Origin of the sequence: Brevibacillus dissolubilis (assembly GCF_006170445.1) — a bacterium.
In the GTDB taxonomy this organism is placed as follows: domain Bacteria; phylum Bacillota; class Bacilli; order Brevibacillales; family Brevibacillaceae; genus Brevibacillus_B; species Brevibacillus_B dissolubilis.
In genome coordinates this window covers 104,310-118,671 of record NZ_VCNA01000007.1, presented here as the reverse complement: position 1 = coordinate 118,671, position 14,362 = coordinate 104,310, and the positions used below count along the sequence as shown (strand labels likewise).

Below are 14,362 nucleotides of genomic sequence, written 5' to 3'. Positions count from 1 at the left end.
CGTACTGATTATCCTTGTGCGTTAGCCCCTGCAACGATCTCGGAGATCTCTTGGGTAATAGCTGCCTGACGCGCACGGTTGTAGAAGAGTGTTAAGCGATCAATCATGTCAGAAGCGTTGTCTGTCGCATTGCCCATCGCTGTCATACGAGCGCCTTGCTCAGAAGCTTTGGCATCGAGGAGTGCACTGAAGATGAGGGTTTCTGCGTAGCGTGGAAGCAATACAGAAAGTACTTCTTCAGGGGACGGCTCGTACTCGTAGTTCGTACCAGAAGCAGTGGCACCAGATTCAGATCCGACTTGATCCAACGGCAACAGACGGGTTACCGTAGGGATTTGAGTAATCGCGGATTGGAATTCGTTGTAGCAGAGATACAGCTCGTCGATTTGCTCAGTCGCAAAGAAGTTGACCGCTTTCGACGTGATTGCTTTGATATCGGAAAAGCTTGGGCTCTCTGGCAGACCTGTGATCTGCTCCAGAATCGGATAATTACGGGAGCGGAAGAAGTCTCTGCCTTTACGTCCAATCACAAAGATGGTGTACTCATCCTTGGATTTGTGCTTTTCGGCGATGGTTTGGATTACTTTACGGATCATGTTACCGTTGTAACCACCCGCAAGACCACGGTCAGAGGTAATCACGATATAGCCTGTCTTTTTCACAGGACGGGACTGAAGCATAGGGTGTTTGAAGCTTGTTTTGCCGGAAGCGATGCTCGCAATCACCTCTTGGATCTTACGTGCATACGGACGTGATGCTTCGGCTTGCTCCTGCGCGCGGCGAAGTTTCGCTGCTGCCACCATCTTCATCGCTTTGGTAATCTGACGGGTATTCTTTACGGATTTGATCCGGCGTTTAATATCACGCATGTTAGCCACTCGTTTTCACCACCTTAGGAATGCAAGCCGAGGGGCCACCAGCCACTCGGCAAGCAGGAGATGTCATTTCTGCGCGAAGATTATTTGCTTACTACGAAGCCTTTTTTGAACTCTTCAATCGCAGCTTTCAGATCGTTTTCATCCGGAAGATCTTTCGTTGTACGGATGTGTTCGAACAGTTGTGGGCGGTTGGAGTCGATCCAAGAAAGGAATTCTTTCTCGAAGCGGCGTACATCGCCTACAGGGATATCGTCAGTGAAGCCTTTCGTAACCGCGTAGATAGAGATAACTTGCTTCTCTACCGGCATTGGTTCGTATTGGCCTTGTTTGAGGATTTCAACGGTGCGCTCACCACGCGTCAGACGCGCTTGAGTCGCTTTGTCGAGGTCGGAACCGAACTGCGCGAACGCAGCCAGCTCGCGGTATTGAGCGAGGTCAAGACGGAGTGGACCCGCAACCTTTTTCATCGCTTTGATCTGTGCGGAACCACCTACACGGGATACGGAGATACCCGCGTTAACCGCTGGACGTTGACCTGCGTTGAAGAGGTCGGTCTCAAGGAAGATCTGACCGTCTGTGATGGAGATTACGTTGGTTGGGATGTACGCAGATACGTCACCCGCTTGAGTCTCGATGAAAGGAAGTGCAGTAAGGGAACCAGCACCCAGATCATCAGAGAGTTTCGCTGCACGCTCGAGAAGACGGCTGTGCAGGTAGAATACGTCACCAGGGTATGCTTCACGACCTGGAGGACGGCGGAGCAAGAGAGAAAGCTCACGGTAAGCTGCTGCTTGCTTGGAGAGGTCATCGTATACGCAAAGTACGTGTTGACCTTTGTACATGAAGTACTCACCCATTGCTACACCCGCGTATGGAGCGAGGTAAAGGAGTGGAGCTGGGTCAGAAGCTGTCGCAGATACCACGATGGTGTATTCAAGCGCACCGTGTTTACGGAGAGTTTCTACTACACCCGCAACGGTGGATTGTTTTTGACCAATTGCAACGTAGATACAAATCATGCCGTTGCCTTTTTGGTTGATGATGGTGTCGAGCGCTACTGCAGTTTTACCAGTTTGGCGGTCACCGATGATCAGCTCACGTTGACCACGACCAACTGGGATCATGGAGTCAATCGCTTTGATACCAGTTTGGAGTGGTTCGTGTACGGATTTACGAGCCATTACGCCAGGAGCTGGAGATTCTACAGGACGGAACTCAGTCGTATTAATAGGACCAAGACCATCGATTGGCTGACCAAGTGGGTTAACTACGCGGCCGAGGAGAGCTTCCCCTACAGGAACTTCCATAACGCGGCCTGTACGTTTTACTGTGTCGCCTTCTTTGATGTCGCGGAAAGGACCGAGGATAACAACACCCACGTTGTCCTCTTCCAAGTTGAGTACCATACCCATTACGCCGTTTTGGAACTCGAGGAGCTCACCGGCCATGGCTTTATCCAGACCGTGTACGCGTGCGATACCGTCACCAACTGTGATTACGGAACCTACGTCTACTACTTCGATCTCAGCTTTATAGTTAGCGATCCGCTCTTTCAGGAGGGCGCTAATTTCTTCAGATCTAATTGAACTCACTTATGTCACCCCATTCATCGAGACATGTTTATAATTGATGCGCGAAGTGCTCCAGCTTGCTCTTGAGGCTGCCATCATAGAGGCGGTCGCCGATTTGAACGACTACTCCTCCGAGAATTGCCGGGTCAACAACACTTTGCAAACGTAACGTCTTGTTCACTGTTTTGCCGAACTGAGCAGCCAGTTCAGCCAGTTCCGCTTCGGAAAGCGGTTTTGCAGTCGTTACCACTGCATCTGCGATACCGCGCGCTTCGTTGGAAAGCTGCACATACGTTGCAACGATACCAGCCAGATCAGCTTCACGGCCATTATCCACCAGAACTTTGAGGAAGTTGCTGGTTTCTTCGCTCACTTGCTTAGAAAAAGCGTCATTGACAAACTCTTTTTTCGCGGCAGCGGCGATGTGCGGGTGCATCAGAAACTGGTTGAGATCCTGGTCAGCCTGTACCACACCCAAGATATCTTTCAGTTCGGTTTCGATCTGGTCAACAAGCCCACGCTCGTTGGCTACTTCAAACAGCGCGCGAGCATAGCGCTTTGCTACTCCGCCGCTCATAGACGATCCCCTACTTGTTTCAGGAATTGATCAACGGTAGATTTCTGAGCTGCTTCGTCCAATTCTTTTTCAATGATCTTGGACGCGAGAAGTACAGAAAGACCAGCAACTTGTTCTTGCAGTTCTGCTTTCGCTTTCGCGATTTCGCGAGCGATATCCGCTGTCGCTTCCGCTTTCAGGCGGGCAGCAGCTTCTTCCGCTTCTTTCTTGATACGAGTTTCCTCATCAGAAGCTTGTTTGTGAGCGCGGTCGATGAGAGCTTTCGCTTCGAGGCGAGCTTCGTCGAGAAGACGACGCTGTTCCGCGAGCAAAGTCTCAGAGTCTTTGCGGCTACGCTCAGCAGAGCTAATTTCTGTTTCGATATGTTGACGACGTTTTTCCATTACAGCAAGCGCTGGACCCAACGCAAACTTCCGCACCAAAACGAGAAGAATGAGGAAGACAAGTGCTTGGAATAACATCGTACCCCATTCAAGTGATACGGCTCCAAAGTCGAGCATGTTTTTCACTCCTTCCTGGCCTACAGGAGAATCTGAACAATATAGTAAAAACCGTTAATTGCGTTCGTAATGTCACAAAGGAAGGCGAAGGACTAACCCCCGCCCAGACCTATTATGAATTAGAGACGACCGAAGAGGATGAAACCGATCGCTACTGCGATGATTGGCACCGCCTCTACGAGACCGAGACCAAGGAACATAAGACCCATGAGGTTACCACGTGCTTCTGGTTGACGAGCTACGCCTTCGATTGTACGGGAAATTACCAGGGAGTTACCGATCGCTGCACCAAGAGCTGCAAGACCAAATACGATACCAATTGCCAATGCCAAACCTTCCATCTTTAAAAGACCTCCTTAGATTGTTAACAGTAGTTTTGAATTAGTGATGATCGTTCACTTTTTGAGAGATATACACCATCGTCAGCGTTGTAAAGATATAAGCTTGTACAGAACCGACGAAGAAGGAATAACCCAGCCATACGACTAACGGCAGTGAACCGACGAAAATCCCTGTGCTTAACAGGAACGAGATCAGAACCTCACCGGCGAAGATGTTACCGAAAAGACGCAATGGAAGCGTCAACGGCTTGATGATAATCTCCTCCAGTAAGTGAATCGGATTCAGGAAGTGCTTGAGGTAGGTACCGAGACCGTGTTTCACAATTTCAAGATATTGCGAGTACAGAAGTACCATAAGCGCGAGTGCAAACGTTACGCTCGGAGTTGCTGTAGGAGATTTCCACCAAACAACCACCGCCCCGTGACCCTCATCATCCGCTAATTCCTTAAGAATTTCCTCTTTCTTGTGCTCGGTGGCTTCCGGAGTACCGGAGAGCGCAAGCGAATCAAGGAATGATTGGCTTACTTGACCATGGTGACTTGTGTTGACGTTAAACAGAAGTCCCAATTGGTTACCGATAAAGATGTAGAGGAGAAGCGTAAAACCTAGAGTGATAAAACGCGAAGCTGTCTTCGTATCCATGAAGTTTTGAGCGATTCCGCTTACGAAATCGACAACCCACTCCAGAAAGTTTTGCCCACCACTAGGCGCGCCCACTGTCAGCTTGCGGGTAAGTCCTACGAGGAGGAGCAACACCACAAGAGAAGTGACGACTGTCATAATCATAGTCGGGATATCAAAAACCAGACCAGACAGTTCAAACCTTGGCGATAAGTGCATTTATTTCACCCCTTTCTTTCGACTAGTTTGGTTAAAAACTGCTAATGGAACAAAACAAAAAGATCAGAAAATCTATTTGAAAAAGCGATAACCAAAAAGTAGGGTGAAGCCTGGAACCAAAAACAAACCAATCAGTGCTCCGGAAAGGATAAACAGGTGCGGAAAGCGCATCGTCAGGTAAACAACAAACCCTGCCAGCACAATTCTCGTCATCATGCCTGTCCCCTTCGGACGTACAGTAGGATCTGTGGCGAACAATCCGATCCGGTATGTCTTTGCGAACAGCACCAGTCCATTGATCACACTGGCCGACATCCCCAGCAACAAGCTCTGTAAAAACAAGCGGTTGTCAGGCAACAGCGCCCAGAGTATCGCGACGAGGGCTATACACAAAAAAACATAGCGAAAAACGGAACGCATCGCTAGAGTAAACGTTTGCATTATACATCTCCCTATAAATAGGCACGAACAATCCGGTAGACGGTGTAGACTCCCAGACCCATGCCGATCAGAAGACCCACAAGCATCAACCACGGGGTAGTCCCTATCCAATTATCTATGTATTGACCAAGCAAAACACCTGATACCACACAGATCGCCATATCTGCACCGATCAGACTTACTAAGCCAATCATCTGCCAGGGGCTTTTAAATTTGGACAATGTGGACTCTCCCTTCTTTTGCTAGGAGAGGGCATTCACTGGCACAGTTGAGGCCCTCATCCATATTAACGAAGTTTAATAACCTTTGTCAACTTGCTCACAATTTAATACACAATGTGTTCACATTTTCACGAAATTTTCTCAATGATGGTAGCAACCCCTTGACCGCCGCCGATGCAGAGGGTAGCCAGACCATAGCGTGCATCCTCACGTTTTTGCAGTTCGTGGACGAGTGTAACAAGCACACGCGCACCGCTTGCACCGATTGGGTGACCGAGGGCGATGGCTCCGCCGTTCACATTTAACTTGTCACGGTTGACGCCGAGGTCTTTGCCTACTGCCAGGGATTGTGCGGCAAATGCTTCGTTGGCTTCGATCAGGTCGATCTGTTCGATAGTTAGACCTGCTTTTTCGAGTGCGCGTTTGGTAGCTGGTACTGGACCGAGACCCATTACGCTTGGGTCCACACCTGCACTTGCATTGGCTACGATGCGGGCGAGTGGCTTGAGACCCAGCTCATCTGCGCGTTCGCGGGACATGATCAAGAGAGCAGCTGCACCGTCATTGATACCGGATGCGTTGCCTGCTGTTACGCTGCCATCTTTTTTGAATGCAGGGCGAAGCTTGCCGAGAGATTCAGCGGTGGTGCCTGCACGTGGGAATTCATCTGTGTCAAATGCGATTGGATCACCTTTGCGCTGTGGAATGAGCACTGGGACGATCTCGTCTTGGAAGCGGCCTTCAGCAATTGCACGGGTAGCTTTCTCTTGGCTCCATGCAGAGAACTCGTCTTGCTCCTCACGGGTAAGGCTGTATGCGTCGCAGAGGTTTTCTGCGGTGATTCCCATGTGGTAGTCGTTGAATGCGCACCAGAGACCGTCACGGATCATGGAATCGATTACTTTTTGGTCACCCATGCGGAAGCCTGTGCGTGCGTTTTCTAACAGGTAAGGGGCTTGGCTCATGTTTTCCATACCGCCTGCGAGCACGATGTCAGAATCGCCGGAGACGATCGCTTGGGTCGCAAGGTGAACCGCTTTGAGACCGGAGCCGCATACCTTATTAATAGTCATGGATGGGATTTCTTGTGCCAGACCAGCTTGAATTGCTGCTTGGCGGGCCGGGTTTTGGCCAAGTCCTGCTTGAAGCACATTACCCATGATGACTTCGCTGACTTGGGATTTGTCCACGCCTGCTTTGGACAGAGCCTGCTCCAGTACAACTGCCCCTAATTTGGTGGCGGAAACCCCTGCGAGAGTACCTTGGAAGTTACCGATAGCTGTGCGTACTGCACTGACGATTACGATCTCTTTATTCATCGTATCCACTCCTTGGAATTTTAATAAGAATGATTGCCTATAAATCATTCCTTTTGAATGAAAAATATTCCTGCTAACGCTTACATTGTACCGAAAACGGATCATCCCGTCACGATAAGAATTGTCTCATACGTAGCAGGAATCCCCTCGATCGTACGAAAACGTGCGTCATAGCAGCGCATCATCTCTTGCAGGATACGTCTCTCCCCCAGACCACGGGCAGGGCTGTCAGTCTGAACATGGTTGGCTCCGACCTGTTTGACCGAGTAGAGGAAGTCTTTGACCGTGCCAAAATATTGGGTCTGCTCCCCGCTCTGGGCGACGAGAATCTGTCTCCCCTCTTCTGCCTGAATCAAGCTCTGCCAATCGGCCAGGGACAAAAATGGTATGCCATGATGATGCTCTGTCTGGCTGAGATTGCGGTGTGCCTGTTGGAAGGCAGTATGGAGCTCATGAAAGGTACGGGGGCCAAAGGTGGTAAAAGCAAGTCTCCCCTCCTGTGTCAGCAGACGTTGCAGATGCCCCATGGTGGTATCAGGGTGTACGAACCATTGGAAGCAGGCGCTGGAGACGATCAGGTCATAGCTGCCCGCTACCTGCTTCTGCACCCATTCCTCGGCGTCTGCACAGATGAAGGTACAACGCCACGCCTCTGACTCGAAGCGGCCGCGTGACTCGGTAATCATCCCCTCGGCAAGGTCAATCGCCGTATAGGCGGCATGCGGAAAGCTCTCCAGCATGAGCTTGGTCAGGTACCCGGTGCCACAGCCGATCTCCAGGATGCGGGCTGGTGCGGGCTGGGTGCTCCTGAGATGATCAACAAGCTGGTGAGCCATCTGCTTTTGTACGGTGGCGTATTGGTCATAGGTATCGGCTTTGTCGCTGAAGCGGCGGCTCACCACTTGCTTATCCCATTTCATAGAGAAACCTCCTGAGATGATCGGAAAATTGGGTAGGGTAATTCAGAAACGGCATGTGGCCGCCGTCTGGACAAATATGCAGAGTTGCCTTAGGAATATTATCCTCCAACTCTTGGGCGGCTGTGGGTGGACAGATCTGGTCTGCTCCGCCGTGTAGGATCAGGGTGGGGCAGGCGATCTGCGGGAGAAGCGGGCGGTTGTCTTGGTGTCTGAGGCAGTCCAGACCTGCGTACAAAGCTTGTAGTGACCATGTGTCTGCTGGAATATGGGGGTTATCGTGTTTAGTAAGAACCGACTGCCGTTTGGATGGAGTGAACATCCTATCACAAAAGTCTGCGATCACCTGTTGGCGGTTGTCTTGAAGCTTGGTCTGCATACGGCGCAGATAGACATCTGACCAGCCGAGGTGGGCTTCGTCGCGTGGTCGGACGAAACAGGACGTGGAGCTGATGAGGATAAGTCCGTTGATTGGATAAACTTTTTCAGCTGCAAGGCGTTGGGCGATGATGCCGCCGAGTGACCAGCCGATGAGGATGAGCGGAATATGACGGGATTCCGGGGCACTCGCATCTTCTGATAAAAAAGTGGAATGCGAAAGATAAGAGTCCGTAAAACACTTTTCAACAGCTGACTCTGCCATCTCGTAGAACTCCTCGACCGTACCAGCCCCGCTGTAATCCAGACGAACATGCTCACACTCAGGCAGACTGCAGATCAGCTCAGAGAACACCTCGCCTGACATCGCCCAGCCCGGTAACCAGATGAGTTTTGCTTTTGTCATGATGTGATCACTCCCAGCTCACGCCCGATCCGGGCAATTTCCCCGATCGCCCAGTCTAATTCTTCTATCGTGTGTGTCGCCATCACGGAAAAACGGATGCGCGCTGTCCCCGCCGGAACCGTAGGCGGACGGATCGCTACGGCTGCGATCCCTGCTTCCCGCAGTTGCCTGCTGAATTCGAGGGCATGCTGATTCTCCCCGACATAGACAGGAATGATCGGGGAATCACCTGTCCCCAGCGTAAAGCCTGCATCTGTCAAAGCATGACGGAAAAAGTCCCCATTACGGCGCAGCTGCTCCCGACGCTCCGGCTCTTCCCGGATGATCCTCAAAGCTTCTCCGATAGTAGCTACCGTAGCAGGCGGAAGACCCGTGGTGTAGATCAGCGGACGCGACTTATTTAATAGGTAACGAATCAATATATGATCAGCGCATATATAGGCACCGTACGTACCAAACGCTTTACTGCAGGTACCCATCAACACATCTACCTGTTCGTGGACACCGAGTGCATGGCAGAGCCCTTCCCCCTGTTCCCCGTAGACGCCGCTGCCATGTGCTTCATCTACCATGAGCAGTGCATCATACTGGTCACGGAGCCGGGTCAGCTCCAAGATCGGTGCATGATCCCCGTCCATCGAAAAGATACTGTCCGTGACAATCAGCTTACGGCGGGCATTCCCGTGCTTTTGGAGCAGATGTTCCAGATGCTCCATGTCATTATGCCGATAGCGGTAGTGATCGGCACGGCTGAGGATAATCCCGTCGACGATGCTGGCATGGTTGAGCTTATCACTGAATACCGCATCACCACGTCCCACCAGTGAAGTGATGGCCGCTACATTCGCCATATAGCCATTGGGAAAAATCAGCGCCGCCTCACGCCCCTTCCATGCAGCCAGCTGCTCCTCGACCTGATGGTACAGGCTGTAGTTGCCGACGACGAGACGGGATGCGGTTGCACCTGTCCCCCACTGCTGTGTTGCTTGCTTGGCAGCCTCGATCAGACGCGGATGCCCGGCAATGCCGAGATAGTTGTTGGATGAGAGATTCAGCAACTTTTCCCCTTGAATCCAGATGGTCTTGCCCGACTGCTCCGAATCGGGCGTAATAAGCGGAAGGGAACGCTCCAAGGAACGTTCCGCAAGTTCTGACATTTCTTTTGTGATCCAATCGTATCGGCTGTTCACGATTGTTCGCGCTCCTTTTATTGCGAGACGCACTCTTCGGTGGAAGATTCGGTAGAACAGCAGGAATCCTCCAACGCGTTCAGCTCGATCTCGAAGCCGAGGTCTTCGATCATTTTGTGGTCGAGGCTCACATCTTGTCCTTCTGTGGTCAGGTAGTCACCGACGAAGACGGAGTTGACTGCATAGAGGGCCATTGGCTGCAGGGTGCGGAGGTTGACTTCGCGGCCGCCTGCTACGCGGATTTCTTTGGATGGGTTGATAAAGCGGAACAGGGCGAGTACTTTGAGCGCGTAGAGCGGTTCAGTACGGCCTTGGTTTTCGAGCGGAGTACCTGGGATTGCATTGAGGAAGTTGACCGGGATGGAGTCCGCGTCGATCTCACGCAGCTGGTACCCCATTTCGATGATTTCCTGTTGGCTTTCACCCATGCCGATGATGACACCGGAGCATGGAGACATGCCCATTGCTTTTGCTTTTTTCACGGTCTCGACACGTTGGTCATAGGTGTGGGTGGTGGTGATGGAATCGTAGTTGGCACGGCTGGTGTTGATGTTGTGGTTGTAGCGGTGTACCCCTGCTTCGGCAAGGCGTTCAGCCTGACCGTCTTTGAGGATGCCGAGGCATGCACAGATTTTGAGCTGCATGGTGTCACGGATTTCTTTTACCGCTTCGACGACTTGGTCAAGTTCTTTGTCGGTTGGGCCTTTACCGGAGGCTACGATGCAGTAGGTTCCGGCTTTGCGGTTCATTGCTTCGCGGGCGCCGGCGAGGAGGGTTTCTTTATCGAGCATGGAGTATTTTTTCACAGGAGCGGTGGAGACGATGGACTGGGAACAGTAGCCACAGTCTTCCGGGCAAAGACCGCTTTTCGCATTGATGATCATGTTGAGCTTTACCTTTTTGCCGTAGTAGTGCTTGCGGACCTTAAAGGCAGCCTGGAGGATCGGCAGTACCTCGTCATTGTCGGCGTTAAGCAGTGCGAGGCCCTCTTCCATGGTGATCAGTTCGCCATTGATCGCTTTGTCAGCGTAAGTCATCCAGTTTGGTGTTGCGACAGTTTGTGTGCTCATTGTGTTCTCTCCTTATATAGATAGAATTTATATACCTTTTAACCAGCGGCTGACGGTATCCACTTGGATATGCTCTCGGATGGCAGTAAGCAGGTCAGCCGGCTGGATAGGTTCAGGAAGATACGGAAAACGTCCCAGGATCTCGACTTGACCGAAACGCGCGATCATTTCGGCATTGGTCAGCAGGCTCTCATCGTGATAGGCGTCTTCGTCCCGGTATCCATTGAGGATCACACCGACGATGGGAATACCCCGTTGCCGTGCATAGGCCAACGACAGGAGCGTGTGGTTGATCGTCCCAAGACCCGGACGGGCGACGATGATCAGCGGCATCTGAAACTGAGCTGCGAGATCGATCACCAGCTCTGTTTCGGTCAGGGGAACAGCGAGACCGCCTGCCCCTTCGACCACTATGTACTCATGACTGTCCATCACAGGACGGCCAGCCTCGATGATGCCCTCCATCGTCAGGGTGACACCTGCTTTGGCGGCGGCAAGCGACGGGGTAAGCGGCTGGGGAAAAGCAAGCGGTGCGATCACCTCCGGGGAATCGGTCACTCCTGAGCAGGTGCTCAGTCTGTATCCGTCGCTCTCCGGATCATTGGAGAGATGGCCCGATTGGACAGGCTTCCAGATGCCGATATCGAGCCCCTCGGCCAGCAAGGCTGCGGCAAGACCTGCTGTGATCACAGTCTTGCCTACCCCTGTGTCTGTTGCCGTGATAAAAAGGCCGCGCTTCATGTGGCATCTGATCCTTGTAAGGTTTTTTCCCCATGAACAGTAGTTACGGCTCCCTCGGTCACTTCGCGGATCGCTTCCCCGATGATGCGGATCATATCGGTCAGCTCCTCCACGGTACTGACCAGCGGCGGGATCAGCACGATGATGTTGCCGAGCGGGCGGGTCAGAAGCCCCTTTTCCCGAGCAACCTGTGTGACCCGGACACCGATGCGGTCATTCCAGTGGTACTCCTCTTTAGTCGCTTGATCTGCGACCAGCTCGATGCCGATCATCAGACCTTTTTGCCGGATATCGCCGACATGCTTGTAGGTGAGCAGCTCTGAGAGCACTGGCTCGATCGCCTCCGCTTTGCGGGCCACCTCTTCGACGAGATTGAGCTTGTCGTACAGCTTCAGATTCTCCAGCGCGACCGCACAGCCAAGCTGATTGCCGCAGTAGGAGTGCCCGTGGAAAAAGGTCTTCTGCTCCTCATACGGGGCCAAAAATGCACCATACACCTCATCGGTCGTCAGTGTCGCGGCAAGCGGCAGGTACCCTGCTGTGATCCCCTTGGCAACCGCCATCAGATCAGGCGTCACCCCTTCATGCTCGCAGGCAAACATCTTGCCAGTACGGCCAAACCCCGTCGCCACTTCATCCACGATCAGGAGCACGTCGTATTTTTTCAACAGATCAGCGACACGGCGCAGGCAACCCTCCGGCATCACGATCATGCCCGCCGCGCCTTGGACGATCGGCTCTACAATCAAACCAACGATCTCTTCTGATTTTTCCTGCAAAAGAGCTTCCAGCTTGGCAAGCATCGCCTCCACTGGGTCTTCCCCGTCTGGATGGCGGTACGGGTATGGATACGGAATCGTATGAGATTGGAACAATAATGCCTTAAAAAGTCGGTGGTAGAGCGGGATCGCCCCTACGCTGACCGCCCCGATGGTATCTCCATGATAGGCATTGTCCATCGTGATAAATGATTTCTTATTCGTAAAGCCGCGGTTGTGCCAGTATTGGTACGCCATCTTGAGGGCGATCTCGACAGCTGTGGCCCCGCAGTCAGAGTAGAAGACCTTGTTGAGACCTTCGGGAGTGATCTCGACCAGCTTTTCGGCCAGTTGGATGGCAGGTACATTCGCCATGCCAAGCAGCGTGGAGTGTGCCACCTTTTGCAATTGGTCCATGATCGCTTGGTTCAATTCAGCAACATTGTGGCCGTGGACGTTGAGCCAGACGGATGAAAAGGCGTCATAGTACTCCTTGCCATTCACATCGATCAGCTTGATACCTTCGCCACGCTCGATGATCAACGGATCGGATTCGAGGTAGTCTTGCATCTGGGTAAAGGGATGCCACAGAAATTGCTTGTTCTTCTGTGCCAACTCGTCATACGTAAGTGTCAATGAACTGATCCTCCTTGCCGATGGGTTTGAGCTAAGTGTAAGTTGTTTAGTAAACCTAATATGTTAACTAGGTTTACTTATTGGGTAAACAAATTGTATCACAACTATTGCTAATAGGTAAACGTTTCCTGTTGCTGTTTTTTTGAGCGTTGTTCGAAGGGGAGAGAGTGAGGATGATCTGTTTTCCAGTCGCCTTTCCCTCTCTTCGTTCGGCCGGTCTTCTTACAAACAGATCATCCTCACTCTCTTGGCTGGGGCCAACTCAGCTACAAAAACAAAAGAAAAAAGACAATAAAAATAACCCGCTATCCGGACGAGTAATAAGTCGGATAGCGGGTTGTCTTGTGCATGTATAGGATTGGGTACTAGAACGAACGTTTTTCTTTTAACAGAGCAATCCCTTCTTTACATACACCCATCGGCAGCCATGAGCAGCCTTCGCAGAGGTGGTCGAGATCGTCTGGGACGACTTTTTGCTGGGTGAGTGCGATCAGATCGGATTTGAGATACTCTCCGCCTGCCTCTAGGCTCAGGTGACGGATGACATTGCCGTCCATCGTCTGTACATGGGCTTCTGAATCGCCATTCGCTTCGCACTTTTCCGGGCCTTTGTTGGGGCAGACCATACAGGTCATATCGAAGCCCTGCACCACTTGGATCGGGAAATCTTGCCCGTCATCACGGATCTTGCTGACGACATCGGTCATCTTGGCGACGAATTCGGGACTGTAGCCCATTCCTTTAAAACCGTGGACACAGAGAAGATGATGACCGCGGAGAATGACTTTTTCTTCCCTATTCGTTACTGGATTACTCAACAGAAGGTCCCCCTTGTTCGGTCAGCTTGGCGATCAGCTCATCGAGTGTCATCTGTGCGAGTGATTCTAGTGACAGATCGTGCGGCGTGAATTCGAGGTGCTTCGTCACTTCACCTGGAATGCTCACACAGTACAGCCCGGCACGCTTGGCTGCCAAGGTGCCTGTCGGTGTATCTTCAAAAGCAATCGCCTCATGCGGCTCCACACCCAACGCCTCGACCGCGCGCAGATACAGATCCGGCTCTGGCTTGACCCGCTCCACCTCGCTGGCAGTGAAGATACAGTCAAAGGTGTCGATCAATCCTGTATGGGTCAGATGCAGGGTCACCCAATCACGCGGGGAACTGGTAGCAACGCCGAGTTTTAACCCCAATTCCTTGGCCCGCTTCAGATAATCGACCACACCCGGCAATGGCTGCTCATGTTCCAACAGCTTAAGAATCCGTTCCCGGTAACGCTTCCGCAATTCATCATAGTCCAGCTCCTGAGCGGTGAGGGTTTGCAGATGCTTCAGCGGATCAAACAATTTGATGCTCACGCCGATGCATCTCTTCCATATATCGTCGGTCAGCTCCTGTCCGTGCTCCCGATAGATCTCGCCCAGCACCAGATGATCTTGGCTCTCGGTATCCATGATCGTTCCGTCAAAATCAAACACCAATGCTTTTATCACGGTTCCATCCCCCATCTTCCCTGATCTGTCTCTATTGTACAAAACCCACCGCATCCGGCAGAAGCCCACGGTGGGTTTTTACAGCA

17 protein-coding genes are annotated in these 14,362 nt (G+C 51.9%); all 17 read right to left on the bottom strand.

All coding sequences use genetic code 11. From position 1 onward, the window contains the following. Positions 1 to 8: 8 nt before the first annotated feature. The 17 genes from atpG to FGI41_RS14535 all read right to left on the bottom strand — a co-directional run bounded on the left by atpG (position 9) and on the right by FGI41_RS14535 (position 14,276). On the bottom strand, positions 9 to 869 hold the full coding sequence (gene atpG / locus FGI41_RS14615) for an ATP synthase F1 subunit gamma (RefSeq protein WP_139491250.1): 861 nt from the start codon (positions 867 to 869) through the stop codon (positions 9 to 11). An 89-nt stretch (positions 870 to 958) separates the two neighbouring features. Beyond that, positions 959 to 2,470: a F0F1 ATP synthase subunit alpha gene (gene atpA, locus FGI41_RS14610; RefSeq protein ID WP_139491088.1), complete on the bottom strand. Its 1,512-nt coding sequence runs from the start codon at positions 2,468 to 2,470 to the stop codon at positions 959 to 961. A gap of 28 nt (positions 2,471 to 2,498) precedes the next feature. Then, positions 2,499 to 3,026: a F0F1 ATP synthase subunit delta gene (locus FGI41_RS14605; RefSeq protein WP_139491087.1), complete on the bottom strand. Its 528-nt coding sequence runs from the start codon at positions 3,024 to 3,026 to the stop codon at positions 2,499 to 2,501. After that, the gene (gene atpF / locus FGI41_RS14600) at positions 3,023 to 3,526 is read right to left on the bottom strand and encodes a F0F1 ATP synthase subunit B (RefSeq protein ID WP_139491086.1); all 504 of its coding nucleotides are present in this window, start codon (positions 3,524 to 3,526) and stop codon (positions 3,023 to 3,025) included. The genes FGI41_RS14605 and atpF overlap by 4 nt, the downstream gene beginning before the upstream one ends. Before the next feature lie 119 nt (positions 3,527 to 3,645). Then, positions 3,646 to 3,867 (bottom strand): F0F1 ATP synthase subunit C, encoded by a 222-nt coding sequence (gene atpE / locus FGI41_RS14595; RefSeq protein WP_029100371.1) that lies wholly within the window; start codon positions 3,865 to 3,867, stop codon positions 3,646 to 3,648. Between the two features lie 40 nt (positions 3,868 to 3,907). After that, entirely contained in the window at positions 3,908 to 4,708 is an 801-nt protein-coding gene (gene atpB, locus FGI41_RS14590) for a F0F1 ATP synthase subunit A (protein ID WP_139491085.1), read from the bottom strand. Positions 4,709 to 4,780: 72 nt separating this feature from the next. Next, positions 4,781 to 5,149, bottom strand: coding sequence for an ATP synthase subunit I (locus tag FGI41_RS14585; protein WP_139491084.1), 369 nt, complete (start codon positions 5,147 to 5,149; stop codon positions 4,781 to 4,783). Positions 5,150 to 5,160: 11 nt separating this feature from the next. Next, positions 5,161 to 5,370, bottom strand: a complete 210-nt coding sequence (locus FGI41_RS14580; protein ID WP_255298472.1) for an AtpZ/AtpI family protein — start codon at positions 5,368 to 5,370, stop codon at positions 5,161 to 5,163. A gap of 128 nt (positions 5,371 to 5,498) precedes the next feature. After that, positions 5,499 to 6,689: an acetyl-CoA C-acetyltransferase gene (locus FGI41_RS14575; RefSeq protein ID WP_139491083.1), complete on the bottom strand. Its 1,191-nt coding sequence runs from the start codon at positions 6,687 to 6,689 to the stop codon at positions 5,499 to 5,501. Between the two features lie 101 nt (positions 6,690 to 6,790). Beyond that, positions 6,791 to 7,609 carry a malonyl-ACP O-methyltransferase BioC gene (bioC, locus tag FGI41_RS14570; RefSeq protein WP_139491082.1) on the bottom strand — a complete coding sequence of 273 codons (819 nt, stop codon included), beginning with the start codon at positions 7,607 to 7,609 and terminating at the stop codon, positions 6,791 to 6,793. Next, positions 7,596 to 8,390 (bottom strand): alpha/beta fold hydrolase, encoded by a 795-nt coding sequence (locus tag FGI41_RS14565; RefSeq protein ID WP_139491081.1) that lies wholly within the window; start codon positions 8,388 to 8,390, stop codon positions 7,596 to 7,598. The genes bioC and FGI41_RS14565 overlap by 14 nt, the downstream gene beginning before the upstream one ends. Then, on the bottom strand, positions 8,387 to 9,580 hold the full coding sequence (gene bioF / locus FGI41_RS14560; protein ID WP_139491080.1) for an 8-amino-7-oxononanoate synthase: 1,194 nt from the start codon (positions 9,578 to 9,580) through the stop codon (positions 8,387 to 8,389). The genes FGI41_RS14565 and bioF overlap by 4 nt, the downstream gene beginning before the upstream one ends. 17 nt (positions 9,581 to 9,597) lie before the next feature. Continuing rightward, complete coding sequence (bioB, locus tag FGI41_RS14555) at positions 9,598 to 10,650, bottom strand: biotin synthase BioB (protein WP_139491079.1); 1,053 nt, start codon at positions 10,648 to 10,650, stop codon at positions 9,598 to 9,600. Positions 10,651 to 10,677: 27 nt separating this feature from the next. Continuing rightward, on the bottom strand, positions 10,678 to 11,391 hold the full coding sequence (gene bioD / locus FGI41_RS14550; protein ID WP_139491078.1) for a dethiobiotin synthase: 714 nt from the start codon (positions 11,389 to 11,391) through the stop codon (positions 10,678 to 10,680). Next, entirely contained in the window at positions 11,388 to 12,785 is a 1,398-nt protein-coding gene (gene bioA / locus FGI41_RS14545) for an adenosylmethionine--8-amino-7-oxononanoate transaminase (RefSeq protein WP_139491077.1), read from the bottom strand. Before bioA ends, bioD begins: the two co-directional genes overlap by 4 nt. A gap of 365 nt (positions 12,786 to 13,150) precedes the next feature. Then, positions 13,151 to 13,522 carry a DUF1284 domain-containing protein gene (locus FGI41_RS14540; protein ID WP_139491248.1) on the bottom strand — a complete coding sequence of 124 codons (372 nt, stop codon included), beginning with the start codon at positions 13,520 to 13,522 and terminating at the stop codon, positions 13,151 to 13,153. Positions 13,523 to 13,595: 73 nt separating this feature from the next. Continuing rightward, on the bottom strand, positions 13,596 to 14,276 hold the full coding sequence (locus tag FGI41_RS14535) for an HAD family hydrolase (RefSeq protein WP_139491076.1): 681 nt from the start codon (positions 14,274 to 14,276) through the stop codon (positions 13,596 to 13,598). Between the last annotated feature and the right edge of the window lie 86 nt (positions 14,277 to 14,362).

Coding starts and splice junctions, on each gene's coding strand:
- atpF (WP_139491086.1), bottom strand. CDS start 3,526: ATGCTCGACTTTGGAGCCGTATCACTTGAATGGGGTACGATGTTATTC.
- FGI41_RS14565 (WP_139491081.1), bottom strand. CDS start 8,390: ATGACAAAAGCAAAACTCATCTGGTTACCGGGCTGGGCGATGTCAGGC.
- FGI41_RS14585 (WP_139491084.1), bottom strand. CDS start 5,149: ATGCAAACGTTTACTCTAGCGATGCGTTCCGTTTTTCGCTATGTTTTT.
- bioB (WP_139491079.1), bottom strand. CDS start 10,650: ATGAGCACACAAACTGTCGCAACACCAAACTGGATGACTTACGCTGAC.
- atpB (WP_139491085.1), bottom strand. CDS start 4,708: ATGCACTTATCGCCAAGGTTTGAACTGTCTGGTCTGGTTTTTGATATC.
- FGI41_RS14575 (WP_139491083.1), bottom strand. CDS start 6,689: ATGAATAAAGAGATCGTAATCGTCAGTGCAGTACGCACAGCTATCGGT.
- bioC (WP_139491082.1), bottom strand. CDS start 7,609: ATGAAATGGGATAAGCAAGTGGTGAGCCGCCGCTTCAGCGACAAAGCC.
- FGI41_RS14540 (WP_139491248.1), bottom strand. CDS start 13,522: ATGGGCTACAGTCCCGAATTCGTCGCCAAGATGACCGATGTCGTCAGC.
- atpE (WP_029100371.1), bottom strand. CDS start 3,867: ATGGAAGGTTTGGCATTGGCAATTGGTATCGTATTTGGTCTTGCAGCT.
- FGI41_RS14605 (WP_139491087.1), bottom strand. CDS start 3,026: ATGAGCGGCGGAGTAGCAAAGCGCTATGCTCGCGCGCTGTTTGAAGTA.
- bioD (WP_139491078.1), bottom strand. CDS start 11,391: ATGAAGCGCGGCCTTTTTATCACGGCAACAGACACAGGGGTAGGCAAG.
- atpG (WP_139491250.1), bottom strand. CDS start 869: ATGCGTGATATTAAACGCCGGATCAAATCCGTAAAGAATACCCGTCAG.